This window comes from Longimonas haloalkaliphila, from assembly GCF_055379825.1.
The window spans coordinates 3,244,448-3,267,492 of record NZ_AP043948.1 but is presented as its reverse complement, the minus strand read 5'-3'; the positions used below and the strand labels follow the sequence as shown (position 1 = coordinate 3,267,492).

At 56.4% G+C, this 23,045-nt stretch carries 22 protein-coding genes; 10 read left to right on the top strand and 12 right to left on the bottom strand.

Annotated elements, in window-relative coordinates:
- The first annotated feature begins 22 nt into the window (after nucleotides 1–22).
- Nucleotides 23–328, top strand: coding sequence for a hypothetical protein (locus ACZ48V_RS12740; protein WP_464539696.1), 306 nt, complete (start codon nucleotides 23–25; stop codon nucleotides 326–328).
- A gap of 74 nt (nucleotides 329–402) precedes the next feature.
- Nucleotides 403–1,362, top strand: coding sequence for a methylenetetrahydrofolate reductase [NAD(P)H] (gene metF / locus ACZ48V_RS12735; RefSeq protein ID WP_464539694.1), 960 nt, complete (start codon nucleotides 403–405; stop codon nucleotides 1,360–1,362).
- Between the two features lie 175 nt (nucleotides 1,363–1,537).
- Here metF and hpf read toward each other — a convergent pair whose 3' ends face one another.
- The 7 genes from hpf to ACZ48V_RS12700 all read right to left on the bottom strand — a co-directional run bounded on the left by hpf (nucleotide 1,538) and on the right by ACZ48V_RS12700 (nucleotide 9,183).
- Nucleotides 1,538–1,852, bottom strand: a complete 315-nt coding sequence (hpf, locus tag ACZ48V_RS12730; protein WP_464539692.1) for a ribosome hibernation-promoting factor, HPF/YfiA family — start codon at nucleotides 1,850–1,852, stop codon at nucleotides 1,538–1,540.
- A gap of 364 nt (nucleotides 1,853–2,216) precedes the next feature.
- Nucleotides 2,217–2,645, bottom strand: coding sequence for an rRNA maturation RNase YbeY (gene ybeY, locus ACZ48V_RS12725; protein WP_464539690.1), 429 nt, complete (start codon nucleotides 2,643–2,645; stop codon nucleotides 2,217–2,219).
- A 231-nt stretch (nucleotides 2,646–2,876) separates the two neighbouring features.
- Nucleotides 2,877–3,191, bottom strand: a complete 315-nt coding sequence (locus ACZ48V_RS12720) for a cold-shock protein (RefSeq protein WP_464539688.1) — start codon at nucleotides 3,189–3,191, stop codon at nucleotides 2,877–2,879.
- Between the two features lie 306 nt (nucleotides 3,192–3,497).
- Complete coding sequence (locus tag ACZ48V_RS12715; RefSeq protein ID WP_464539686.1) at nucleotides 3,498–6,416, bottom strand: glycosyltransferase family 117 protein; 2,919 nt, start codon at nucleotides 6,414–6,416, stop codon at nucleotides 3,498–3,500.
- A gap of 418 nt (nucleotides 6,417–6,834) precedes the next feature.
- A complete protein-coding gene (rsmI, locus tag ACZ48V_RS12710) occupies nucleotides 6,835–7,503 on the bottom strand; it encodes a 16S rRNA (cytidine(1402)-2'-O)-methyltransferase (RefSeq protein ID WP_464539684.1) in 669 nt (222 codons plus the stop codon).
- Between the two features lie 92 nt (nucleotides 7,504–7,595).
- Nucleotides 7,596–8,096: a hypothetical protein gene (locus tag ACZ48V_RS12705; RefSeq protein WP_353562755.1), complete on the bottom strand. Its 501-nt coding sequence runs from the start codon at nucleotides 8,094–8,096 to the stop codon at nucleotides 7,596–7,598.
- Between the two features lie 409 nt (nucleotides 8,097–8,505).
- Nucleotides 8,506–9,183, bottom strand: a complete 678-nt coding sequence (locus ACZ48V_RS12700; protein WP_464539682.1) for a hypothetical protein — start codon at nucleotides 9,181–9,183, stop codon at nucleotides 8,506–8,508.
- Between the two features lie 285 nt (nucleotides 9,184–9,468).
- Between ACZ48V_RS12700 and ACZ48V_RS12695 the strand changes: the two genes are divergently transcribed.
- The 6 genes from ACZ48V_RS12695 (at nucleotide 9,469) to ACZ48V_RS12670 (ending at nucleotide 15,278) form a co-directional block, all read left to right on the top strand.
- The gene (locus ACZ48V_RS12695; RefSeq protein WP_464539680.1) at nucleotides 9,469–10,056 is read left to right on the top strand and encodes a DUF3177 family protein; all 588 of its coding nucleotides are present in this window, start codon (nucleotides 9,469–9,471) and stop codon (nucleotides 10,054–10,056) included.
- 496 nt (nucleotides 10,057–10,552) lie between these two features.
- A complete protein-coding gene (locus ACZ48V_RS12690) occupies nucleotides 10,553–13,021 on the top strand; it encodes a heme lyase CcmF/NrfE family subunit (RefSeq protein WP_464539678.1) in 2,469 nt (822 codons plus the stop codon).
- Between the two features lie 400 nt (nucleotides 13,022–13,421).
- On the top strand, nucleotides 13,422–14,153 hold the full coding sequence (locus ACZ48V_RS12685; RefSeq protein WP_464539676.1) for a cytochrome c biogenesis protein: 732 nt from the start codon (nucleotides 13,422–13,424) through the stop codon (nucleotides 14,151–14,153).
- A gap of 42 nt (nucleotides 14,154–14,195) precedes the next feature.
- Nucleotides 14,196–14,444 carry a CcmD family protein gene (locus ACZ48V_RS12680; RefSeq protein WP_464539674.1) on the top strand — a complete coding sequence of 83 codons (249 nt, stop codon included), beginning with the start codon at nucleotides 14,196–14,198 and terminating at the stop codon, nucleotides 14,442–14,444.
- Between the two features lie 42 nt (nucleotides 14,445–14,486).
- On the top strand, nucleotides 14,487–14,891 hold the full coding sequence (locus ACZ48V_RS12675) for a cytochrome c maturation protein CcmE domain-containing protein (protein ID WP_464539672.1): 405 nt from the start codon (nucleotides 14,487–14,489) through the stop codon (nucleotides 14,889–14,891).
- A 48-nt stretch (nucleotides 14,892–14,939) separates the two neighbouring features.
- Nucleotides 14,940–15,278, top strand: coding sequence for a DUF1499 domain-containing protein (locus tag ACZ48V_RS12670; protein ID WP_464539670.1), 339 nt, complete (start codon nucleotides 14,940–14,942; stop codon nucleotides 15,276–15,278).
- A gap of 173 nt (nucleotides 15,279–15,451) precedes the next feature.
- Here the strand turns inward: ACZ48V_RS12670 and ACZ48V_RS12665 are convergent, their stop codons facing one another.
- Nucleotides 15,452–15,871 carry a phage integrase N-terminal SAM-like domain-containing protein gene (locus tag ACZ48V_RS12665; protein WP_464539668.1) on the bottom strand — a complete coding sequence of 140 codons (420 nt, stop codon included), beginning with the start codon at nucleotides 15,869–15,871 and terminating at the stop codon, nucleotides 15,452–15,454.
- Nucleotides 15,872–16,079: 208 nt separating this feature from the next.
- Here ACZ48V_RS12665 and ACZ48V_RS12660 point away from each other — a divergent pair, with 208 nt between their 5' ends.
- Entirely contained in the window at nucleotides 16,080–17,003 is a 924-nt protein-coding gene (locus ACZ48V_RS12660; protein WP_464539666.1) for a ribonuclease Z, read from the top strand.
- Nucleotides 17,004–17,223: 220 nt separating this feature from the next.
- Nucleotides 17,224–19,239, top strand: coding sequence for an ABC transporter ATP-binding protein (locus ACZ48V_RS12655; protein WP_464539664.1), 2,016 nt, complete (start codon nucleotides 17,224–17,226; stop codon nucleotides 19,237–19,239).
- Nucleotides 19,240–19,417: 178 nt separating this feature from the next.
- Here ACZ48V_RS12655 and ACZ48V_RS12650 read toward each other — a convergent pair whose 3' ends face one another.
- The 4 genes from ACZ48V_RS12650 to ACZ48V_RS12635 all read right to left on the bottom strand — a co-directional run bounded on the left by ACZ48V_RS12650 (nucleotide 19,418) and on the right by ACZ48V_RS12635 (nucleotide 22,864).
- Complete coding sequence (locus ACZ48V_RS12650; RefSeq protein ID WP_464539662.1) at nucleotides 19,418–20,542, bottom strand: Y-family DNA polymerase; 1,125 nt, start codon at nucleotides 20,540–20,542, stop codon at nucleotides 19,418–19,420.
- Between the two features lie 61 nt (nucleotides 20,543–20,603).
- On the bottom strand, nucleotides 20,604–21,236 hold the full coding sequence (gene lexA, locus ACZ48V_RS12645; protein ID WP_464539661.1) for a transcriptional repressor LexA: 633 nt from the start codon (nucleotides 21,234–21,236) through the stop codon (nucleotides 20,604–20,606).
- 274 nt (nucleotides 21,237–21,510) lie between these two features.
- Nucleotides 21,511–21,945, bottom strand: coding sequence for an acyl-CoA thioesterase (locus ACZ48V_RS12640; RefSeq protein WP_464539659.1), 435 nt, complete (start codon nucleotides 21,943–21,945; stop codon nucleotides 21,511–21,513).
- Between the two features lie 115 nt (nucleotides 21,946–22,060).
- Nucleotides 22,061–22,864, bottom strand: a complete 804-nt coding sequence (locus ACZ48V_RS12635; protein ID WP_464539658.1) for a tetratricopeptide repeat protein — start codon at nucleotides 22,862–22,864, stop codon at nucleotides 22,061–22,063.
- Nucleotides 22,865–23,045 lie beyond the last annotated feature (181 nt).

Sequence of the window (23,045 nt, the reverse complement as noted above, 5' to 3'; positions counted from 1 at the left end):
GTTTTCAACTGACCGTTCTCTCATGCATGTGCTCTTTATCGCTCTGGTTGGGCCGATTCTCTTCTTTCTCCTGACATGGGTACTGGCTACAGCCTACCGATTGTATTTCCCTGAGAAGCCACTGTCTTTTGAGAGCGATTCCATTGTGCTATGGGATGAGCGCACCCGTGAAGAAAAGAGCGTCCCTGTTGGAGCACAAGACATACGAGAACGGCAGCGCCGCAGTCAGTACCTGCGCAAGACCTCGCCAGACTACCGGTATGCCTGGGGAGATTCGGATGGTTTTCCTGAGGCCTGGCGGGAAAACATACGTATGCGTCGTAACTGACGACAACCCATCGCACGACGGCTGACCTGTACGTCTGCAACTCACAATTTTTGTTTTGCCAAGAACCTGTTTGAATGAAGGTTACCGAACACCTTGACCGCGCCTCTAATCCACTTATCTCTTACGAAATCATTCCGCCGCGTCGTGGCGGATCGGCCGATCAGATGCTCCAGGTTGTAGAGCAGCTCCAGCCGTACGAACCACCGTTTATTGACGTGACGAGTCACTCGGCTGAGGTTTCCTATAAGCCAATGCCTGATGGCACCTGGAAACGGTGCGTAAAGCGCAAGCGGCCCGGTACGCTTGGGCTTTGTGCAGCGATCGAGGCACGCTACAATATCGATACGGTACCCCACATCCTGTGTAAAGGGTTTACCCGCGAGGAAACCGAGGATGCTCTGATCGAGCTTAACTACCTGGGCATTGATAACGTGCTTGCCATACGTGGGGATGATAAGGGCGTACAGAAAGATCTGCCGCCCGATCGCTCGCGGAATGAGTACGCCATCGACCTCGTTGAACAGATCCAGGATATGAACGAGGGGGAGTATCTGGAAGATCTGATGGATGCACAGCCGACTAACTTCTGCATAGGGGTCGGAGGCTATCCAGAGAAGCATTTCCAGGCCCCCAACTTAGCATGGGATATCATGCACCTGAAGCAAAAAGTGGAAGCAGGTGCCGATTACGTTGTTACGCAGATGTTCTTCGACAACGACTACTTTTTTCGTTTTGTGGAAGAGTGCCGCGATGTCGGCATTGATGTTCCTATTATTCCGGGCATAAAGATCATTACACGGAAGCGGCATCTTCGCTCGCTCCCAACCCACTTCCACACAGACATCCCGGAAGAGCTAGCTGCTGAAATTGAAGCGGCAGAAACCGACACGGAGGTAAAGCACCTGGGCATTGAATGGGCTATACAGCAGTCGGAAGAGCTTCTCTCCAGTGGAATCCCCTGCTTGCACTTTTATATCATGTCAAGCGCAGAGGTTGTCAAAGAGGTAGTTGAACCGCTGCGTGAGATGGCCTGACCAAAAGAAGTTCAACGCCCTCGACAGATGCGAGACGGATAGTTGATGCATTCAATACATACGGCATCTGTAAAACCAAGAAAGCCCGGAGATCCGGGCTTTCTTGGTTAGGTGGCAGTACAGAAGCGTGCCCTGAACTGGCTAAAATTGCGGGCAGGGGAGTGGCACAATAAAGTCAGCGGTGTGCATCCTGATCCTTGCGGCGAAGCTGGGCCTTGTATTTTTTCAGTTGACGACGCAACTGATCTGCGCAGTCCTTCGCTGCATCCTCATGATTGCCAGCCTCGCCAGTCGCAGTCAGGCGCTTCTGGTAAACATCTAGTCGGGCCTCGACAGTTTTCTCTTCAGCTGGGCTGTTGTTCTTCCCAAGCACGACCTCCGCATTGATGATGCCGTCATAGTAGCGTTCAAGCTTGCGAATCCGATCTTCGACACGGGCTTGCACCTGTGAGCTTACAGTCACATGGCGCGTGGTAAGTTGGAGGTTCATAAGGCACAACAAAGCTTATGAGAGCAAACAGATAAGTGAAAGCAAATGCAGCAGTCAAAGTATATAGCCAGACAGCAGGGTAACAATGATGCAGAGACATCTGCTGCCCACTGCTATTCTACTGCACTATTCCACTGCGCATTTGAGTCATGAACAGGCGGCGTTAAGGGTATGGTACGTCGCCGTTACCGGACACGCGCAGGGGATAGAAGTGTTGCAGCCTAAGAACAACCTTGCCAGGCATAGCCTGCAAGAACTAGAGGCACTCTATCCGAGAACCGAGCGGCTATGGCAAGATAAAGATACAAGGGGTAAGAGCCGGGTAAAAAGCATGGGTCGGTGGACGCATGCCCCAGAGGTGCAATCAGGGGCCGCCGTCAAACCATGCCAGATATCGATCTTCAAGGCGGCGCATCTCTGTCTGCCCCTCCTCTGTCTTATCAGAGTAACCAACAAGGTGAAGCAAGCCATGCACCGCATAGCGAGCCACTTCACGGGCTGCTGTCGTATCAAACTCAGTATGTCGCTCCTGTGCTGTCTCCACATCTACGTAGATCTCTCCTTCAGTAGGACCTTCGGGCTCGCTTAAATTAAAGGCGAGCACATCCGTATTATAGTCGTGCTCCAGGTATTCTACGTTGAGACGCCGAACGAGATCGTGGCCACCGAGGATAACAGTCACGTGGCCTATCTCTGCCTCCTCTTCTGCGCCCACATGCGTAAGCAGCGCAACCAGATCGTGATCTGCAACAGGAAGTTCGGGCAGTACAGGGGTCGTCTCAATCGTAATCATATGACGCAGATTAAGTAGCAAGTAGTAAATACACGATAGCCGACCCCGATTGCCATTCTTTTGCCATTCTTTGTTGAGCGGCGGCAGCAGTATACCAGAATGTTTGCCCATTGCTTTTTCTAATCAGGGCATTGGAATACCGTGGCAGCATCTACAACCAGCACACAGTATGCGAGAAGGTTCAGATGCTGCCCAATGTTCAAGCACCTGCCCGTAAATCTATGTGCAAGTCTACAGATGGGACTCAACCGAAGTGGTCGATTCCGGCGATATAGAAAAGTTATCGGAGGGGGATGCTGTGCCATCCATGCCATCTATATCCGCTTCATCATTCTCAGACTCATCCACCTGAACACTGACAGCGTGGACCCCTTTGGGGCCGTCGTTCAATTCAAACTGCACAGACTGTCCGGTATGTAGCGTTTTGAAATCGTCGTCAGAATCGATCTGCGAGTAATGGACGAACACATCCTCGCCTCCGTTTGGATGATTAATAAACCCGTATCCCTTTTTGGCATCGAACCATTTTACTGTACTCTGCTCCATAATATTTTACAGCCAAGCCTTCATGTGAAAACGTGCGCGACACTACCGTAGGAGGATTCGCATTCTCCACCTGTGATAGTATAAATCTGTTGTAGTTCAGCAGCAGCATATCTCATGGCCATTTCTACTCCGCGGAGTGCTGCTGTGTGGGAGCACTTCGACACATGAGCCTCACGTTATCGAATATATAGTGCAGAGATGTACCCTGTCAAGTGATTCGTGAAATGAATCGCTCATTGGGCGGTACGAACTGCCCATTTCCACGCATGTGGAGCATGGAGGACTTATCCAGTCGGTGTAACGTGCTTAGGGATTAGGAACAGGTTGACCCTCAGGCATGCTTGGCAGCGTTGGGTCAGGTACCATGTCTTCTGTTGCATCAGGGGCAGGGGCGTCAGTAAGACCGTAGTCACGCAAGATGTCCTGTGGGATGTCGTAAGGTAGATCCTGCCGCAGACCGTCGAAAGTCTGGTCAAACGCCTGCACGCGATCGGGCCGATCGGCCTCGATGTAGCTCATTCGTACAGACCCAGCAAAGCGTAGCGCGAACAGGAAGTCCTGTGTGTCGGTGGCGGTGCGCAGCTCGTCGAAGACAAGCGGCTCAAGCCCAATCATGATCTCGGCAACGCGATCGGTGGCGCCCAGCGCTTCGTAGGCCTGTGCCATGAGCACGTAGCTCTGCAAGTTGCCCGCAACTGTTTCGAAGGGGACCTGCTCACTGAAACGGTCGAGGAAGGCGCGCACCTCATCGTGTTCGCCGCTGTTGGCCCACTGTTCAGCAGCGTGTGTAAAGAAGAGCCGGTAGCCATCGGCCATGCGCCGGGCATTCTCGTCGTGATAGACGGACGGATCCGCGAGGCCACGGAAGCGGAAGTTCTGCATCCGGTCGATTGTGATGTCGGGCACCACGCGCCCAAACCGTACGTCATGTTGCACGGGGACCACCCGGTAGGCCTGTCCCTCAAGCTGCAGGTAGTCGTCCAGATTCAGGCGTCCGCCCTGGGCGACGGTCACAGCAAAGTATACAGGTCGCTCCCAGCCTTGCTGGGCGTTTGTGCGTATAATATCGAAGACCGCGAGGTCTGCGATCTGGAGCATGTTGCTCTGCTGGTCGAACGGACGTCCCTCTAGGCGCCAGTTCATGGGGGAGGCGATGCGTGTCGAATCAGACGGGTGGACCGTTCCGGTAGTCAGTGCCGCCTCCGGATCGACATCGATCGATACGTCTTGAGCCTGCCAGGCACGTGGACGTAGCTGTTCGACCTGGCTGTCTGAGAAAGAGAAGGGGAGGGGGGCTGAATCGCGTGCGTGCTGGTTTTTAAGCTGCGAGATGTACCAGGACGTGTTAAGCAGGGATAGGTTAACGACACGTACATCACGGCGCACCCCCTCAACTTCCTGTAGATACCAGAGTGGGAAGGTGTCGTTATCGCCGTTGGTGAAGAGAATAGCATTCTCGTCTACGCTATGTAGCATGTTATAGGCGTAGTCGTACGCCAGGTAACGCCCCGAGCGGTCGTGGTTCTCGTAGTTTTGAGAGAGCATCCAACCAGGCACAGCGAGGAGTAACACCCCACCGGCCACGGCCATGGTGATCAGGCGTTTTGCGCGCGGTAAGGCATCCCGAATAGAGTCTTTGAGCAGGTGGATAAGTCCGGTAGCCCCAAGACCGACCCATAGGCTAAACGCGAAGAAACTACCGGCATAGGAGTAGTCACGCTCGCGGGGTTGCAGCGGCGTTTGGTTCAGGTATAGGATGATCCCTATACTTGTGATGAAGAAGAGGACACCGAGGGCAGTGGCACGCCTCCAGTCATGGGTGGCATGGTAGAAGATGCCAAACAGTCCGAGCAAGAGCGGTAAGGCAAAGTATACGCTGCGCCCCGCGTGCTCACTGGGGGTAGCGTGTTCAGGGGGAGCAGCGGCAATTTCGGGATCGAGCAACGATATCCCTGTTGCGGCGGGTGCATCCTGGGTATCGGCAGCACGGCCGGCAAAGTTCCAGAGGAAGTACCGCGTGTACATGTGCCCAACCTGGTACCGGAGAAAGAAGTCGAGGTCGGAGTTGTAGCGGTCATAGACCTGCCCATGACGCGGATCGGGTGACCAGCGACGCGGGAAGAGCTTCTCGTTGTCCTGTTCTACGCGCCCCAGTCGGTCGTTGTACGAGGGCCCTGAGAAGAGCGGACGGTTGCCGTACTGTTCGCGCGACATGTACGAGATGAATGCCTCTAGCGACGACGGGTTGTTCTGATCGATCGGTGGATCGATATCGCTCCGGATTGGGATGAGAGCGTACGAGGAATAGCCAATCAGAGCGAGCGTTACGTACAAAAAGAGCAGGTTGGCCACGCGCATCTGCTTTGCGTGTGTGGTATACAGCCCATACGTGATGGCAGCCACAATCGCAGCAAGTGAAAAGAAGGGAGCGTTTGTCGCAGCAAGGAGCCCTGGAAGTCCCTGAATGATTCCTGGATACAGGAGCAGGAAGATACCCGACGAGATACCGCCGGCAAGCGCGAGATACTGCAGGCGGGTTGCGAAAGCCCATTCAGGGTTGTCGTAGCGCTGGAAAAACACGATGAGCGCGACAAAGAAGAGCGAGAGCAGGCTCAGGAGGTGAACGCCGATAGCAAGTCCGTAGAGATACGCGATCACAAGGAGCCAGCGCTCCGACGGCGAGCCCAGCAGGTGCTTTACGCCGCGAGCCAGGTCGCGATCTTCAGCGCGGGCGTACTCGCTCCATTTCATGGCCAGCCATACGCAGAGCGCTGTAAAGAACGTTGAGAGGGCATACGTCTCAGCTTCTGCTGCGTTGAACCAGAACGAGTCAGAAACGGCGAGCGTCAGAGCGCCTACGAGTCCTCCGACGTAAGCGCGGATGCGCACGTCACTGCTCCAACTGTTGAACGGCCCCTGCCACTCGCGAACGAGATGTTGGATGATAAGGTACGTGAGCAGCACCGCGAACGCGCTCGATACCACCGAGATGAGGTTGATGGAAAGCGCTACATATGCGGCTGGCACGAACATCGACACGAGCCGACCCACCAGCATGTAAAAGGGAGTGCCTGGAGGGTGAGGAATCTGGAGTGTGTTCGACACGGCAATACGCTCGCCCGGATCCCAGAATGATACCGTAGGAGCTACGGTGAGCGCGTACAGAACAAGAGCAAACGTAAACAGAGCGGCCGGGATAATCCGGTCGAGACGCGACCAGTTCATGTAGGAGGCTGTAACTACGGAATTAGCGATAACAGGCAGTGCAGTTGTGCGCGATAGGCGCGTGTGTCAAGGGCGCAACATTGCCGGGCAGTGTGGCAAAAGGAGGTAGACTGCACGGCAGAACGTGTAGCTTAGTGCATATGCAAAGCGTAGAAGTCAATGCAGCGGAAGAGTCGCGGATCCAAACCGGTGGTAGCAAAGCGGTCGAAGAGGCAGAAGTTCAGTAAGGCTTTCGCTGTGATGCCTCATCAGAGGGGGCCACGTTGGCAGACCAGGCATATCAGACACGGTATCAGACACAGTACGTGCAGAGATTGGGAAGTGAATGGAAGAGGAGGGCGTTTTTTCGTTTACCCCTTCACTCTTTAATCCCTCTATTCCTCAACAGCGGATGCGGCGTGGATATTAGGAGCGGGTATTATTCGTATCCTGCTACAACGATTACGCATTCACCGCGGACTTTCGATTGGCTTGCGTAGTACTTGCGCAGTTCCTCCAGAGAGCCGCGGCGCATCTCCTCGTGGACTTTAGTGAGTTCGCGAGCAACCGCTGCATCCCGGCTGGATGCAAACGCGTGCCCTAAGTCGCTCAAGGTGCGCACAAGGCGGTAGGGCGATTCATAGAATACAAGCGTGCGCGGCTCACTGCTGAGGGTTTCAAGACGCGAAGAGCGCCCTTTTTTACGTGGTAGAAATCCCTCAAATACAAATCGGTCTGACGGAAGCCCGCTGGCCGTGAGGGCAGGCACAAAAGCTGTGGCACCGGGGAGGGCCGACACGGGAACGCCGGCCTCGTGGCAAGCGCGTGCCAGGTAAAACCCTGGATCAGAGATACCGGGGCTTCCTGCATCGGTGATGAGCGCAACGTCATGGCCCACGCGCATGCGCTGTACCAGATGCGGAGTCTTGTCATGCTCGTTGTGCGCGTGGAAGCTTGTGGTGGGGGTGTCAATGCCGTAGTGATTGAGCAATACCCCCGATGTGCGTGTATCCTCGCAGGCAATCAAGTCAGCTTGTTTGAGCTGGTCAACGGCCCGGTAGGTCATATCGGCGAGGTTGCCGATGGGGGTAGGAACAAGGTACAGCATATAGCAGGCGAAATATGGCAGGCAAAGCGTAGTACAGAAGACGAACGTCTCGGATGGGCGCGGCTCAGAGCATGATCCACGCATGGACCGGTTTACCACGACGGCTCGTCGCGGGGATCGCTCGGAGTGTCGGACTCCGGGTGTGGGGTGTCATCGTTGTCGCCTTTAACCAATGAGGCTGCTATTGCTCCTCCGATGCCGCCAAAGACAGCCCAGAGAATGGCGCCCATGATAAGCCCTACGATCATGGCACCGAGTCCTGGTTCTTGCATGGCCTGTTCCTGGCCCTGCATCATCTGCTCAAACTCTTCGCCAAAGAACCCCTGTATGATGGATTCCCCGTCGAGACTGAGCGGACGCAGGATCCAGTCGAAGAGTCCGCCTAAGAGCGAGCCTACGATGCCGGCGCCGGCACCAAGCGTGGCGCCTTCGACCGGGTCGATGGCGGTGCGGGTGGTTGTAACGTAGTGCCACGAGGCAACGCCCCCACCCAGCACGACGCCGAGACAACATAGCACGTTGATGAGCGAGAGGTACGATGTGCTCAGGATGCCGACGACCACGCCACCAATAAAGATCGATTGGATACGCATAGAAAAGGGCGGTTTAATGGAAAAAGAGGCGGATGATGGCGAACAAGACAAGCCTGCAGTGGCTGATAGCTTTGTCACTTAGCGTCTACCCACTACCCAATCAGGGATTATGCCAGGTCCGGTTGTCCCGTTGCTGCACTGTGTGTCTGCACTGTGTGTCTGCACTGTGTGTCTGCACTGTGTGTCTGCACTGTGTGTCTGCACTGTGTGTCTGCACTGTGTGTCTGCACTGTGTGTCTGCACTGTGTGTCTGCGCGCCACCGGATCTGGCTATGAAAGGGCTGTGGACCGGTGGAGAGGGATGAGCGGCTGGGCGTTCTGGTCGCCCAGCTTCCCGTTATCCACGCCTTCACCCTTCCAGACGCCTATACATTAACACATTAACGAGGCACGCGGGGGTAGGGTTACGTTATGCATCAGGCGTTTCTGATGGGGGGGTATCTTCGTGGCCCCAGGGAGCCGGAGGCGGATCGATGGGTTCTGAGAGGTCGAAGTCGACACGCCAGCTCCAGTCTTCGCCTCGTACGGTGCCGTAGCTATACCGCGTACCCGGCTCAATGTCCAGCCGCCACCCACGCCAGATGCCGGTCTCCTCGGTACGTTCTTCTGAGAGAAACTCCTGTCGAGTTGCCGTGCCCGCATCTTCTGTAAACCCGCCATACATCGTGTTCTCGTCAGGTGCGCCGTCGGGGGTACGGTGGTCGTGGCGAATCTCGAGGCTATGCTCATGCCGTGTTAGGATCCACGTGCGGGAGCGGTCCCACCCCTCGTCGGTTTCGATGTGAAAGGGAATCTCGATGCGGTCGTCCTCGCACACGCGCCAGTGAGCAATGAGCATCTCATCGCCATCGAGCATCTCGTCGCCTTCGGGTTCGCGCTCAAGTGCACCGGGATAGGCATTGCCACACTGGGCGCGCATCCGCTCCCAGTATGCATCCTGTGCAGACTCTGCTTGAGCATTGGTTTCTACATCTGCAGGAGCATCTGTAGCGGCATCGTATTCAGGAGAGGGCGCATCCGCCTCGCATCCCAAAAGCAGAAAAAGAGCTACAAGGCTTATCGTGAAGGCGTAGCGTAACGGGGGCATGTAAAAGTCGGGGATAGGAGAAAAAATAAGCACGTACAGGGTGCGTTGCTTCACAGAATGCATGCGCTCAACATACAACGCATCACGACAGAAATGCAGAGGCAGGCATAGTATTGAATTAAAGATTCAATGCAGGGGCCAGTAGACGGGCTCCAGGCGGGCTACGGGCCACAGGGAAGGTCGTTTTCGTTGCGCATGAGACAACGCGTTATGGGGCAGGTGGAAACAGTGATATATGCGTTGTATCCTAATAAACATTGATGCTCTCCAATTGTGCACTGTTTGATGGATTCACTTGACTGGCACCGCGTGGCCTACGCAGAGTTTGCGTTTGCCACGGTTACGCTCATTATTGTGCCGCTGGCACTGCTTCTTGCTTCGGTGAAACGCCCCGATGTGCGCAAGCGCATGTTGGCATACTGGCGGGCTGCAGCGCTTCTGGGCATTACGGTCTACCTTTGGATTGCTGAGATGACGATTGGGTTTGTGACGAGCGTGGCTGCGCGGGCAATCATTCCACTGGTGCTGTGGCGAGGCGATATTGGAGCTTTGTGGACGAACCCGCTTCCTGAACCTACCTCGTGGCAGGCGCGCGTCTACCGGGTATGGTGGTACTTCGTTGTGGTCTACTCGATTGCCGGGCTGCTGTCGATGCTTCCGCTGCTGTCGTGTGCGGTTACGGGGGATGCGAGCGCAGCATGCCAGGCATGGTACGGGCCGCCTCAGGCGTACAGCGCTCTTTTACATGACGCTGCAGATCCCTGGCTGCTTGGTCGGTGGGCGCTGGCTGCCCTTAGCCTGTACGCGCTGTATCTGATGGCGACTATGTACCGCCTACGCCAACGCACGCCATCTGAGATGCCCTCATCATAAGCAGGTAGAAATAGGGGTAGTGGGTAGACGCTAAGTGATAAGGCTATCAGACACTACAGGTTTGTCTTGTTCGAACCCCCTCTCCCTTTGGGCTTCTCCCCCTTGTCCAAGGGGGAGATGTCGGTAGACAGAGGGGGTTGAGCCGGATCCGATAGTGTCAGCTACACGACAATCACTTATCATTGAACCGCTACCAAAATAGGCAAGTAGAAGCAGGCAAATCGCTACACGGTGCTGCTCGGCGCCGCGATGCCGCATGTCGTGACTTGTACCGCGACCTGTACCGGAGGAAGCGTATTCAGACACTGCGTGCATCCGAGAATTACGCGCTATCATTGCGTGCTATCCCCGTGCTATACCCTGTAGAAAGCGTGCGCGCAAATTAGGATGAATACGAACGCGCACCTGCCTTTGGAGCGAGCTTTTAGGAACCGTACGCCAGATCCTAATTTTCAGATAACGTACGTACCCTCATTCCCCTCTTGGTCGTCTTTCTATGCTTGGTACAGTAGGCGAACTCTTCATTATCACCGCCTTCGTGGCCTGTGCGCTGTCGGGTATCACGTTTTTCTGGGCAGCGCAGGCGAGTATTGGTGCCGAAAAACGGTTATGGACGCTGGCCGGGCGCTGGTCCTGGGGCGCGATGACGGCCGGCGTGCTCGTTGCTTCGGGTATCCTGTGGTATCTGCTGCTAACGCATCAGTACCAGTACGCGTACGTGTACCAGCAGACGTCAAACGAACTTCCGCTGCGGTATTTGATTTCGGCGTTCTGGGCCGGACAGGAAGGGTCGTTCCTGTTCTGGGGAATCATGATGTGCGTAACCGGGGGGCTGCTCATCAGCTACGTGAAGCGCCGTTATGAAGCGCCCGTCATGGCTGTTGTTGCGCTCTGCCAGTTTGCATTGCTCTCGATGGTCGTAGGGCTTCAGTTCGGGAGCATGCCGATCGGCGCGTCTCCGTTTATGACGCTCGCCGAGAAATTTCCGACTGCGCCGATCTTTCAGGATAACCCGCATTTCATCCCTGCTGACGGACAGGGCTTGAACGACTTGCTACAGAACCCGTGGATGACGATTCATCCTCCAGTGCTATTCATGGGGTTTGCTTCTATGGTTGTGCCTTTCGCCTTTGCGATATCGGCGCTCTGGAAGCGTAAATATACACAGTGGGTACGCCCTGCGCTTCCTTGGACGATCTTTGCCATTCTGATGCTTGGCGTGGGCATCGCCATGGGCGGCTACTGGGCGTACGTTACGCTCTCGTTTGGCGGCTACTGGGCGTGGGATCCGGTCGAAAACTCATCGCTCGTACCATGGCTTCTGGGCGTGGCCGCTCTTCACACCATGCTGGTTCAGAAAAAAAGCGGGTCAAGCCATAAGGCCGCGCTCATCCTGAGCATTCTGGCGTACATCTTTGTGGTGTACTCCACGTTTCTGACTCGTAGCGGCATCCTTGGGGATGTGTCAGTACACTCCTTTGTGGATCTCGGGCTCTACAACCAGTTGCTTATCTGGATCGTGGGGATGGGGTTGCTGGGCTTGGGTATGTTTGCCTGGCGCTATAACGAGCTCCCTGAGCCGGAGAAGGAGCCGCGTATCATCTCGCGTGAGTTCATGATCTTCTCGGGCGCCATGATCCTTACAGCAATCAGTGCTGTGGTCATTCTGGGCACGAGTACGCCTATTCTCGGGCATATTTTCCACGAATCCCCCTCAACTGTGCCGATTGAGTTCTACAACCGGTGGACCCTTCCGCTTGCGCTGGGGCTGGTGTTCTTGGCCGGTGTTGGACAGCTCATGTGGTGGAGCAAGATGGGCGTGCAACAGCTCAACCGTGTCGTAATCAAGCCGCTCGCTGCAGCTGCTGCAGCGACGATTGCGATTCTGGTGCTTACGCCCTTCGCGGAGCAGACGGTGATTCTGCCCGCCGACGTGCCTGCCCAAGAGTTCGCGCAAGCCAGCTTCACGGAAGGCTTCGGGGTCTTCTGGGATACGTACGGCTATGCCCTCATGCTGCTGATGCTCATATTTGGTTCGTTCTTTTCGCTTTTCGGAAATGGAGCTGTGCTCTGGCGCATCGGGCGCGGAAACCCGCGTATGGCCGGTGGGGCGGTTACGCACATCGGGTTCGCCATCATGATGCTGGGAATCGTTGCGTCGAGCGCATTCGACCGCCCTCTTCCACTACTTGACCAGATTCGCACAACCGCCGATATCGAGAATAACGCGCGCGAGAACTTTGTGCTGGCTCGTGGTGAAACCCGTGTCGTAAGTGGGTACCAGGTTACGTATCGCGACCGTCAGGTGAACGACTATGGGCGTGATGAATACATGCTCGATGTTACCGACCGGCAGGGCCGTAGCTACACGCTGACTCCCGAGGCGTATCAGGCCGACGATGGCCAGTGGTTCATGCATCCCGGCGTGAAGAAATTCTTTGAGCAAGACCTGTTTGTCGCTGTAACGCCACGTGCTGCTACAGGAATTGACGATGATCCCGATGTAACCGGCGGCGAGTTTCAACTGGCTCGGGGCGATTCGACGGTCATCGGCAATGATGAATATGCAATCGCGTTCAAGGGATTCGACATGGAGGTGCCCGAACACGACCTCTCTGCTGATACCCGATTGGCAGTAGCGGCTGTTATTGAGATGACAGACCTTGAAACGAATGAGATGCGTCGCCTCGATCCCGTTTACATGGTGACGAACGACAATCAGGAGCGGTACGTGGAAGCTCATATTGAAGACTGGGGAATCCGGCTCGCCTTCACCGATATGGATGTGGACACAGGGCGCGCTAACTTTGCTATTGATGGCGTCGATGTGATGCCCGACGACTGGGTTGTGGTTCAGGCCAGCGTGAAACCCCTCATTAGTCTGGTGTGGATCGGCTTTATCATGCTCTCAGTCGGGTTCGTGATCGCCCTGGTACGCCGCGTGCAAGACGTGCGAAGCCGGTGATGCGAAGCCGGTGATGCGAAGCCGGTGATGCGAAGCCGGTGATGCGAAGCCGGTGATGCGAAGCCGGTGATGCGAAGCCGGTGATGCGAAGCTGGTGATAGGCATGTGGCTTGCTCACTCTCGGCAGCTGGGATGCGTATGCTCTCTCCCTGTAATAAATGCCTGCATACCGGCTCACGACTGGACTGTCGCTACAGACAAGGCAGACGCAGTTAATACCAGAGGGTATAAAGGCACGACGAGACGTGGGGTCATAAGGCTGTAGGATACGTAGGATGCAAAGCGCCTTGGGGTACGAGATGTAATTCTGCTTTGCCTTGAATTCACCGACGTCCCGGGAATACGCCGGTAGTCTCATTGTACCATGTAACGTAATCGTACACTACACGCGCTGCTTCTTATGGCTGCTTCACCACCTCCAGTACTTGGCCGCCCCCGGTTATACCGGGTCATTCAGGGGGGGGTATTTGTCACGATGTCGGTGGTGATCGTGCTCGGTTTCCTCCGTGAGATACCGCAACTCGCCATCATCGAAGAATCGGCACGTAGCCTTTATTTCCACGTGCCCATGTGGTTTACTCTGATGGGGGCAACGCTTGTGTCAGCTTACCATTCAGCACAGTATTTGCGCACAGGAAGCATCGTGCGCGACATCCGTGCGCGTGAGGCGGCACGCCTGGCTATTGCGTTCGGGATTCTCGGGCTCATAACCGGTATGGTGTGGGCACGCTTCACCTGGTACGAAGGCACCGGCAAGTGGTGGAACTGGGATCCGAAGCAGAGCATGGCACTTGTGCTTATGCTTATCTATGGCGCTTATTTTGCGCTGCGGTCGAGCGTAGAGTCCGATGCCATGCGAGGGCGTATCGCGGCGGTATACAATCTGTTTGCTTTCGTGACAATGCCGTTTTTGCTCTACATCCTGCCGAACCAGATGGCAAGCTTGCACCCCGGTGCCGATGGCAGCCCCGCGCTCTCACAGACGGATCTGGCTCCATCTATGCGGTGGATCTTCTATCCGTCGGTGCTTGCTTTCTTTGGGCTGTTCTGGATGATGTACACACAGCGCGTGCGACTGGCTGTCGTCGAATGGCGTGAGCGCGCTTCGGCACTGCTTACTCCCTCCCGCTAAGCATCTTGCGGCTGCCATTTCCTGCTGATAGACCTCCCCCGTATGACAATCCACCCTGTTGAGTCTGCTGCTGACGTGATAACCCGCGACACGATGTGGACCGAAACGCCTATGCCAACAGCAGAGCCCGATGCGCTCGAAAAAGTCATGACGGCCGATGGTAAGATCTATGTTGTCGTGGCGGTACTGCTCATTGTGTGGATCGGTATTATGGTCTATCTCTACCGGACCGACCAAAAAATTGATAGGCTGGAACGCCGCGTAGACGACTCGATTTCAGAGGATACGTGATGGACGTATCTGCCCTTTTACTCCAACAGTTTCTAATTTTCCATGCGTCCTAAAAAGATTATCGGCTTCATGCTTATGATTGGCTTCGGAGCCCTGCTGTTCTTCAACTTTGGAAGTCAGGTTGGCGGCTACATGGGCTTTGCTGAAGCCGAAGCCAGTGGTTCGAAAGCTCATGTTGTGGGCGACTGGGTTAAAGAACAGCCAACCAATTACGATACGGAGCGCAACGTCTTTACTTTCCACATGCGTGATGAGGCAGGCGTTGTTCGTGAGGTGCAGTACAACGATCCTAAGCCGGCTAACTTCGAAGAGGCCGAGCAACTCGTTATTGAAGGCTACGCCGGCGACGACGTGTTTATCGCCGACTATATTCTGGTGAAGTGCCCGTCGAAGTACAACGACGAGCGCGGCCTGCAAGAACAGGCTGACGCTTCTGCAATGCCGTGAATGCGCTTGGCTGTCGCACCTCCTCCATCCATAGACCAAATCAGCGCTGTGCCTACTCCTGTTCCACCTTGTCCTGATACACCAAACTGTGAGCGCGTACAGCGCACATTCGAAGCCGCTCCTAAACGGGTTTACCAGGCAGCCCTTGCAGCCCTTGCTGATCTGAATCCTACTTCCTGCGAAACCGATCCCGATAACCATTCGGCCCAGGCGGTATACCGCGTAGCCTTTGTTTTTAACGACGATGTCCACATCGCCGTACGCCCGTCAGATAACGGAGGAAGCACGCTGTATATCCGTAGTGCAAGTCGGGTCGGTTACAGTGATCTCGGTGTTAATGAGCGCCGCGTGCGCCGCTTCTTCAGAGCACTGGCTCATCACTTCTAAGAACCTGTACAGCCTGTATCGAAATACCTGGCACTACCACCGAAGCGTAGTTCAAAGTGAAGCCTTGGCAAGGTAAAGGTGAACTGCGAACATGAAGGTATCTCACCGATCCGGTCGTGATCAGAACCGGGTAGGGCAACAACACTTCAGCCTCAGCACGTTCTGCCATGCTCCTATGCAGGGAGCGTCCAGAGCGACCGGGTGGCCGACGCCTTATGGCGTTCAGGCGTAGGTGTCTCGCGCAGGTGATACGTGAGATCACCCGGCAACGGGCGATGTAGCACACGGTCGTGAAAGAAACGCAGCGCAGACTCGGCTTCTTCACATGTGGCCGTTGTGGCTACAAACGAGAGAAAGGCAGCGACATGGTTGGCGTCCAGCCGATAAAGCGGCTTGGAGTCGTAAAAGCGCAGATAGCGATCAATCCAGTACATCGTAGCCGGCTCTTCATGGAGCGGAGCATCGCTCATCCGGTATAGGGCGCGTGCCTGGCGCATCAGTGCATCGTGATGCTGGATCGTGGATGTTACGGTGCGGAGCGCCTGGGCAGCGCGTGAACTGCCTTCAGGGAGGCGGTAGGAGTCAGGACTCATGGGAACGTTGCTCACGTGACAGGGACAAAAGAAGTAGTAGGCAGCGTAGATATGCAGAGAACTACCATGTGTAGCATAGCATATGTTTCGCACTTCCGTGTGCGTGTTGTTGCCCCAGACAGGTGAGAAAACATCGCCTCTTGAGGTGCGCCACTGGAGCATGTGCCTGTCCGCTTTCAATCGTATCCTTACCGTATCCGGTGCTGCAATGCCTACGTTTACCCCTCTGGGAACCGCTTCAGCCGTGCCTGCACACGGACGCCATCTCTCGGCAGCTCTTCTTACACATCGCGGACGCCATGTGCTGTTTGATTGTGGAGAGGGAACGCAGTACCGGCTCCGTGCTGCCGATATATCGATTTCGCGCATCGATGTGATTGCGATTACGCATCTGCATGGCGACCACTCTTACGGGCTGCCTGGACTGCTCTCATCGATGGCGATGCATCAGCGTACGCATCCACTTGTATGCATTGGACCGCCCGAACTTGCCACCTGGCTCAGGGCAACACCCGGAGCGTCTCCAGATGATCTTCCCTTTGCATGTATGCTGCGCACAACATCTCCGCCCCCGGCATCTACCACGGTATGGAAAAGCCCTGATGCATGGATCGAGGCTCGCGCACTTGAGCATCGCGTGCCGGTGATGGGCTATCGATGGACGACCCGCACACGTGTTGGGCAGTTGGATGCGGAACGAGCACGCACCCTCGGAGTCACGCACCCGCCCGACTTTGGACGGTTGAAAGCAGGTCGTACCGTAACACTCGACGACGGCACACGCATCCGACCCGATCAGGTGCTTGGGCCCCCACGTCCGGGTGTATCTTGTGCCTACGTAACCGACACGCGCCCGTGTGCAGGGAGTCGTGCACTGGCATCGAGCGCCGACCTGGTCTACCACGACGCGACGTTTGCAGATGATCATGCGGCACGCGCGCAGGAAACAGGGCATAGCACAGCTTCGCAAGCAGCGCAGATTGCACGCGAGGCCGGTGCAGAGCACCTGCTCCTCGGGCACCTGAGTGCCCGGTACGAGAACTGGACGCCCCTCGAAGCCGAGGCGCGGCGCATCCACCCAAATACCGATGGTGCTGTAGAGATGCAGTCGTACCACGTCGGTGCGCTGTAAGATCAGTTACACAAGGAAGCGAAAGGCTTCAACACATCTTGTGAAATACGGTGCAAGGGCAGACGTACACGCTCGCAATCCGTAACGGCAGTGTGATTGCCAAAGCATTTCGTGCTTACACACGCAACCCGCTGTCACCGAAAAGAGTTGATAGGATGATATGTGCAGTGCATGCTGTTGTGTGTTGCACCACGTAGATTCGTAAAAGACACCCTGGCTCGTGGCCTCAAGCTCGCAAACTTCAAACGGTTCGGATCAACCGCATCGTAATCAGCGCGACGGCTCATCTGGTGATGCGGCTAACCTGTCGGACGCCGATGATGCGTACAAGGGAAAAGAAGAGCCCTCCGACAAAGAGCGTTTCAACCAGATGGATAGTCGTCTGGTAACGCGTATCGGAAAATACCTGAAGCCGTACGCCGGGTGGGTCGTGCTCGCGCTGCTGATCACTCTGGTTGCGGCCATGCTTGGCCCATTGCGCCCGCTGCTTATCCAGATCGCCATTGACCAGTACATTGTCGACGGCGGAGGAAGCGCTGATGGAATTCAAGGATGGATTATTGGACAGGCCGAGTCGCTCGGTGCATGGGGAGTAACAGGGCTGCAGGCCATTGTCCTGTTTCTGCTTGTGGCACTTCTTACAGAAGGTGTGTTTGCCTTCATTAAGAACTACATGACGCAGTGGATCGGGCAGCGTGCTATCTACGACCTGCGTACAACCGTCTTCGACTTCGTTCTGCGCCAGCCGCTCAAATTTTTCGACCGTACGCCCGTAGGGCGCCTCATTACGCGTACTACCAGCGACGTTGAGGCGCTTAGCGACGTGCTATCCTCGGGGGTGGTCGTGATTCTGGGTGATCTCTTTCGGCTGGTGTTCATTACCTACTTCATGTTCGCGATCAACCCCACCCTGGCGATTGTAACGCTTACGGTGATGCCGCTCATGGTGTGGGTTACGTTCTGGTTTCGGAACCACGTGCGCACGCACTACCGCGAAACCCGAAAGCAGATCTCGCGACTCAACTCCTTTATTCAGGAGCACGTTACGGGGATGAGCATCGTGCAGCTCTTCAACCGCGAGCAGGAAGAGATGCGACGCTTCAAGCAGATTAACGATGACCATCGCAACGCACAGATCCAGACGATCTTTTACTTTGCTATCTTCTGGCCTGCGGTGCAGATTATCGCTGATGTGGCCGTAGCCGCGGTGCTTTGGTTTGGGGGACTGCAGGCTATGGTGAGTCCGGCCCTCACTCTGGGGGTGCTTATTGCGTTCATCCAGTACGCGCGGCAGTTCTTTGAGCCGATTCGGGAGCTCTCGAACCAGTATAACACGCTACAGCGCGCTATGGCTGGAGCCGAGCGTATCTTTGGATTGCTCGACGACGACAAAGCCCTGGAAGAGCACGACGCCCCTGTCGAGCTCGATGCAATCAAGGGGCGCATCACGTTCGAGAACATGTGGTTCACCTACGACGACGTGGATCGCGTGGATGCGCCTGCATCCGTCGAGTCGGTCGAATGGGTGTTGCGCGACATCTCCTTCACCGTTGAGCCGGGCGATACGGCTGCGATTGTGGGCGCTACCGGCGCCGGGAAGTCTACCGTGATGAATGTGCTGCTGCGCTTCTACGACATTCAGCATGGACGTATTCTTCTTGATGGCGTCGACATTCGCGAGCTGCGACTGCGCGACCTGCGTCGCCACATTGGCATGGTGCTGCAGGATGTGTTCTTGTTCTCGGGTACGGTCGAACAGAACCTGACCCTTGGCAACGACAACATATCGCGCGAGGCGATCGAAGAGGCCGTGCACATGGTACAGGCCGATCGCTTCATTGAACAGCTGCCAGACGGCTATCAGCAAGATGTGAAGGAGCGGGGCGCTTCGCTCTCGCACGGACAGCGACAGCTGCTGGCGTTCGTGCGGGCGCTGCTCTATCGTCCTGAGGTGATGGTTCTTGACGAAGCGACGTCAAGCGTGGATACCGAAACAGAAACGCTTATTCAGAATGCGCTGGAGGCCATTACGGAAGATCGTACTACCATTGCCATCGCGCACCGCCTGTCTACCATTCGTGATGCCGATCAGATTCTGGTGATGCACAAGGGCGAACTACGCGAGCAGGGTACCCACGACGAGCTGCTCAAGGTCGACGGACTCTACCGCCGCCTCTACGAAATGCAGTACCGTGAGCAGGAGCCTGCAGGAGTCCAGGAGTCCGTCCAGGCTTGATTGCAAAGCTCTCTGCGGAGGGAGACCCTGCATGGTACGAACTGTCGAGGAGGCCTTTCAGGTAGTGCTGTTCAGGGTAGTGCTGTTCAGGGTAGTGCTGTTCAGGGTAGTGCTGTTCAGGGTAGTGCTGTTCAGGGTAGTGCTATTTCAGAGGGATGCCGCAAGACATTCAGAGGCATCACACCCGTTTCTGCAGAGTCGAAGCAGGTGTTTCCACGGCAGGGTGGGCAACCGCGGCTGTTTCATCCAGACCCCGTGATTCTGAAGACGCGGCCAGCGGCGGAGCGGTCCGAAAGAACACGTCGGGGTAGACCTCCGGGACTGACAGCACACCCAGTATCACGCGCAGCGTTTTTACTTCCAGGCCAGGCTGCGTGAGAGCACGTAACAACTGGTGCGCTACGGGCGAGAGCGCGCTCCGCGTCCGGGTCGGATGCTGTAGGAGACGGCTGTCGCGCAGAACCGCCCCTGATCGAGCATCAACCATCTGCACCGTGATGCGCTGACAGGTCTGTGCACCGAGTTCGCTGACGGCCTGACTGAGCAGGCGAGCAAGAACAGGTTGGATCGTCTCCCAGTAGGCAGCAGGCCGATCCCAGCGCATAGCACGCATCACGGTTGAGGGGGCTGTGTAGAACGGCACCGGAGACCGATCGACCCGTGACGGGTGGAGCAACGCGTGCAGGCGTCGGCCATGACGTCCAAAAGCGTCTACAAGCCAGCGCCGTGATATCGTCTGCAGGTGGCCCAGTGAATCGTATCCCTGTTCAGTTAGCGCCTCCAGCATATCAAGCGGATAGCCGAGCTCAAGTAGCCGTTCCGTGCGAAACCGGTAGAGGAGCGAGGCGGTGTCGTCATGTCCGAGACGCATCAGCGTGCCCGGTTCAGCACATAGTGCACCGAGGCGGGCTGCGGGCCGGTCGGGGGCGAGTGCTGCCTGTACGCGCAGCGTTTCCAGGTGGTGGCACAGCTGCTCCGTATCCACCGGATCAAAATACAGCGTACCCGGCTGTACCGAGGCGATACGCGGCGTGTGTGCGTTAAGGCCCTGCATCACGTCAACCCAGACGGCCGACTCGGTTCGCGGATCGCGCGCTAAGAAGCGGACATCGGACGCACGTTCTTGAGCATGCGAGAGCGACATGCCCGCCACGACGCCAGCACGCTGTGCTGCGGGCGTTGCCGCCACAACCTGTTCCGACTCGGTAGCTGCGACCCCGGCATCGGATGTGCGTCCGTGCTGGGCATGCAGGTAGTTCAGCGACCATGCGGGATACTCGGGTACGTAAAGGCAGCCGATCATGAGAAAAAGAGGCTATGAGTAAAAAAAGAAATAGGCTCGCAGGGCGAAGACCAGTCAGTTCTTAAACGCGACGAATGTCGAGTACGGCAACGACCACCCCTTGAATGCGAACGCGCTCGGCGGGGTACTGGGTAGGCGTGTATGCGCTGTTTTGTGGAATCAGATGCACGGTGCTTTTCTCGAACCGAACCGTTTTCAGCGTGCCGCCGTCGCCGTCAATCCAGACCGCGCAGATGTCGCCATTGGTTGCTTCCTGGGTCGATCGTACTACGACAAGGGCGCCCTCGGCGAGCCCTGCATCCACCATCGAGTCGCCGTCAACCCGCAAAAAGTAGTCGCCCGGTTTGAGCGAGATCGGCACCAGGTCTTCCAGCCCCTCGACCAGATCCACGTGTTCGCCGGCCACATCCGAGAGCGGGCCTGCAGGAATGCGGCCGAGCATCATCCACCCCTCGTCGACGAATCGGCGGGCCCGATCAGTCAGCGAGAGCCGAAGTGGGCCTCGCGATCCGGAGCGCTCGCGCACGATGAAGCCTTTCTTCTCGATCCACCGAAGCTGCTCGTAGGCCGTTGTGGGAGAACTCCACCCGAAATAGTCGGCAATCTCCGTTCCGGTGGGGGCACGGCTGTACATCCCCATGTAGTCGGCAATGAACGTCACAATCTGTTCCTGCCGTGTTGTAAGACTGCTCATGCAGCTAAAAACCGTAAGAGTAAGAGGGCCGATACGAGATGGTGCAGTAGAGACGGCACGATAGAGACTACGTAGTCCGTTGTGGTGCGCAGTTCACAACCACCGTAATCAGTTACGGTGGTATGATATGAACCAGAAACGAAGTATGCAAATGCCAATCGCCATCAAGAGCACAGGAGCACGAGATACAGCCCTAACACGCAGTCCCAAATAAGAAAAGGCCCACTCGTGCAGGAGTGGACCTTTGCATTGCTCTAAACCAGTATGATCAGAGTTATCCGGGGAGTACGTCGCGTACCGGTGCAGGCAGCTCAACGGGGCGGCCGGTTTCAAACGAGATCCATACGATTGAAGCCGATCCACGTGCAACGACGGTATCCGGTGCGGACGCTGTCGTTACGCGGTAGTACGTCTGGATGCTGGAGCGTCCGGGCACGTCAGACAGCAGCTCAATCCGCACCGTTGCAGGATGCGTAACCGGACGCTTGTACGCGCATGCCGTGTGCGCCACAACCGGGCCGGCCGCGCCCCCCATCCACCCTGTATCTGGAATGCGATTCAGCCACTCGACCCGCGTCTGCTCAAAGTACTGGATGAACCGGATGTTATTCACGTGCTGAAAAGCATCCATGTCGCCCCACCGTACCGGAATGGTGGCCGTGTACATGGATGTAGCATCGTCGGGAATGTCAACGCGGGGCTTGGGCATAGAACGGGGGTAAACGATAAGAAAGTAGGGGTACAGAGGGATGCGCCACGGGTGCGCCTTTCCGAAGGAGCGTCGCGTGGAGCAGAGTCCCTGACCAGCGGAGTTGGTAGGCTGCCTAATAAAGCGAGGTATCGAACGTACGGCGGTGTGTCTTCGTTACCGGATGGTCGGGCCCGAGCAGAGTAAAGAGTGCCACACACGCTCTGCGGGCGCCGTCATCGTCGAGAGAGCGGTCTTCGCGCACGACATCGATAAAGTGCGACAGCGCATCGTCGAACTCCTCCTTGCGCAGTGCAGCAAGCGCCTCGCGATACGTGTCGGCCGTGTCGGTATCGGGCAGGTCCGGATCACGCGTAAGCAGGCGTCCGAGCGTCTGCACCGTTTCGCGCTGCTGACGAAGCGCCGGATCCGCCACATCGAGCGTGTCGATAAGCGTGAGTGCCCGATCGGGGGCGTCGAACACCAGCGCGTTGGCTAACAGCAGCAGCGTTTCTGGAGAGGCCTCGTCGCTTTCTGCAAGAGGAGCCAGCAGCTCGGCAGCCTCCTCGCGGCGTCCGTCGCGTAGCGCAGCCTGCGCTTTGCTGAGCGTCTCCTTCTCCTCGCTGGGCAGATGCTCATCCAGCCACTGCTCGATAGCATGCCGGGGCAGCGCACCTGTAAACTCAGCCTCCACGGTACCATCCACAAACAGCTTCACTGCTGGGATGCCGCGCACGCCATACTGACGGGCCAGGTCGTTATGGTCGTCCACGTTCACTTTTACAAGCGTCCAGTCGTCGCGCTCGGCATCGAGCTGCTCCAGCGTGGGGCCAAGCTGCCGGCAGGGCCCGCACCATGGTGCCCAGAAGTCTACCAGTACAGGCGTGGTACGGCTCGCTTCAATGACGTCGGTCGAGAAGTCGGATGCAGTCGTTTCCATAGCAGCAACAGATAGATGAACGAAATGGAATACACTGCATTAGACGAGAGACATGCAGAATTGCTTCTTTGTTTGGCGATTTCTCATAGTTGACTTCTCATAGTTGACTTCTCATAGTTGACTTCTCATAGTTGACTTCTCATAGTTGACTTCTCATAGTTGACTTCTCATAGTTGGCTTC

What these genes read in the sequence shown, in the direction of transcription:
- ACZ48V_RS12740 (WP_464539696.1), top strand. Translation starts at nt 23, where the DNA reads ATGCATGTGCTCTTTATCGCTCTGGTTGGGCCGATTCTCTTCTTTCTC.
- metF (WP_464539694.1), top strand. Translation starts at nt 403, where the DNA reads ATGAAGGTTACCGAACACCTTGACCGCGCCTCTAATCCACTTATCTCT.
- hpf (WP_464539692.1), bottom strand. Translation starts at nt 1,852, where the DNA reads ATGAACCTCCAACTTACCACGCGCCATGTGACTGTAAGCTCACAGGTG.
- ybeY (WP_464539690.1), bottom strand. Translation starts at nt 2,645, where the DNA reads ATGATTACGATTGAGACGACCCCTGTACTGCCCGAACTTCCTGTTGCA.
- ACZ48V_RS12720 (WP_464539688.1), bottom strand. Translation starts at nt 3,191, where the DNA reads ATGGAGCAGAGTACAGTAAAATGGTTCGATGCCAAAAAGGGATACGGG.
- ACZ48V_RS12715 (WP_464539686.1), bottom strand. Translation starts at nt 6,416, where the DNA reads ATGAACTGGTCGCGTCTCGACCGGATTATCCCGGCCGCTCTGTTTACG.
- rsmI (WP_464539684.1), bottom strand. Translation starts at nt 7,503, where the DNA reads ATGCTGTACCTTGTTCCTACCCCCATCGGCAACCTCGCCGATATGACC.
- ACZ48V_RS12705 (WP_353562755.1), bottom strand. Translation starts at nt 8,096, where the DNA reads ATGCGTATCCAATCGATCTTTATTGGTGGCGTGGTCGTCGGCATCCTG.
- ACZ48V_RS12700 (WP_464539682.1), bottom strand. Translation starts at nt 9,183, where the DNA reads ATGCCCCCGTTACGCTACGCCTTCACGATAAGCCTTGTAGCTCTTTTT.
- ACZ48V_RS12695 (WP_464539680.1), top strand. Translation starts at nt 9,469, where the DNA reads ATGGATTCACTTGACTGGCACCGCGTGGCCTACGCAGAGTTTGCGTTT.
- ACZ48V_RS12690 (WP_464539678.1), top strand. Translation starts at nt 10,553, where the DNA reads ATGCTTGGTACAGTAGGCGAACTCTTCATTATCACCGCCTTCGTGGCC.
- ACZ48V_RS12685 (WP_464539676.1), top strand. Translation starts at nt 13,422, where the DNA reads ATGGCTGCTTCACCACCTCCAGTACTTGGCCGCCCCCGGTTATACCGG.
- ACZ48V_RS12680 (WP_464539674.1), top strand. Translation starts at nt 14,196, where the DNA reads ATGACAATCCACCCTGTTGAGTCTGCTGCTGACGTGATAACCCGCGAC.
- ACZ48V_RS12675 (WP_464539672.1), top strand. Translation starts at nt 14,487, where the DNA reads ATGCGTCCTAAAAAGATTATCGGCTTCATGCTTATGATTGGCTTCGGA.
- ACZ48V_RS12665 (WP_464539668.1), bottom strand. Translation starts at nt 15,871, where the DNA reads ATGAGTCCTGACTCCTACCGCCTCCCTGAAGGCAGTTCACGCGCTGCC.
- ACZ48V_RS12660 (WP_464539666.1), top strand. Translation starts at nt 16,080, where the DNA reads ATGCCTACGTTTACCCCTCTGGGAACCGCTTCAGCCGTGCCTGCACAC.
- ACZ48V_RS12650 (WP_464539662.1), bottom strand. Translation starts at nt 20,542, where the DNA reads ATGATCGGCTGCCTTTACGTACCCGAGTATCCCGCATGGTCGCTGAAC.
- lexA (WP_464539661.1), bottom strand. Translation starts at nt 21,236, where the DNA reads ATGAGCAGTCTTACAACACGGCAGGAACAGATTGTGACGTTCATTGCC.
- ACZ48V_RS12640 (WP_464539659.1), bottom strand. Translation starts at nt 21,945, where the DNA reads ATGCCCAAGCCCCGCGTTGACATTCCCGACGATGCTACATCCATGTAC.
- ACZ48V_RS12635 (WP_464539658.1), bottom strand. Translation starts at nt 22,864, where the DNA reads ATGGAAACGACTGCATCCGACTTCTCGACCGACGTCATTGAAGCGAGC.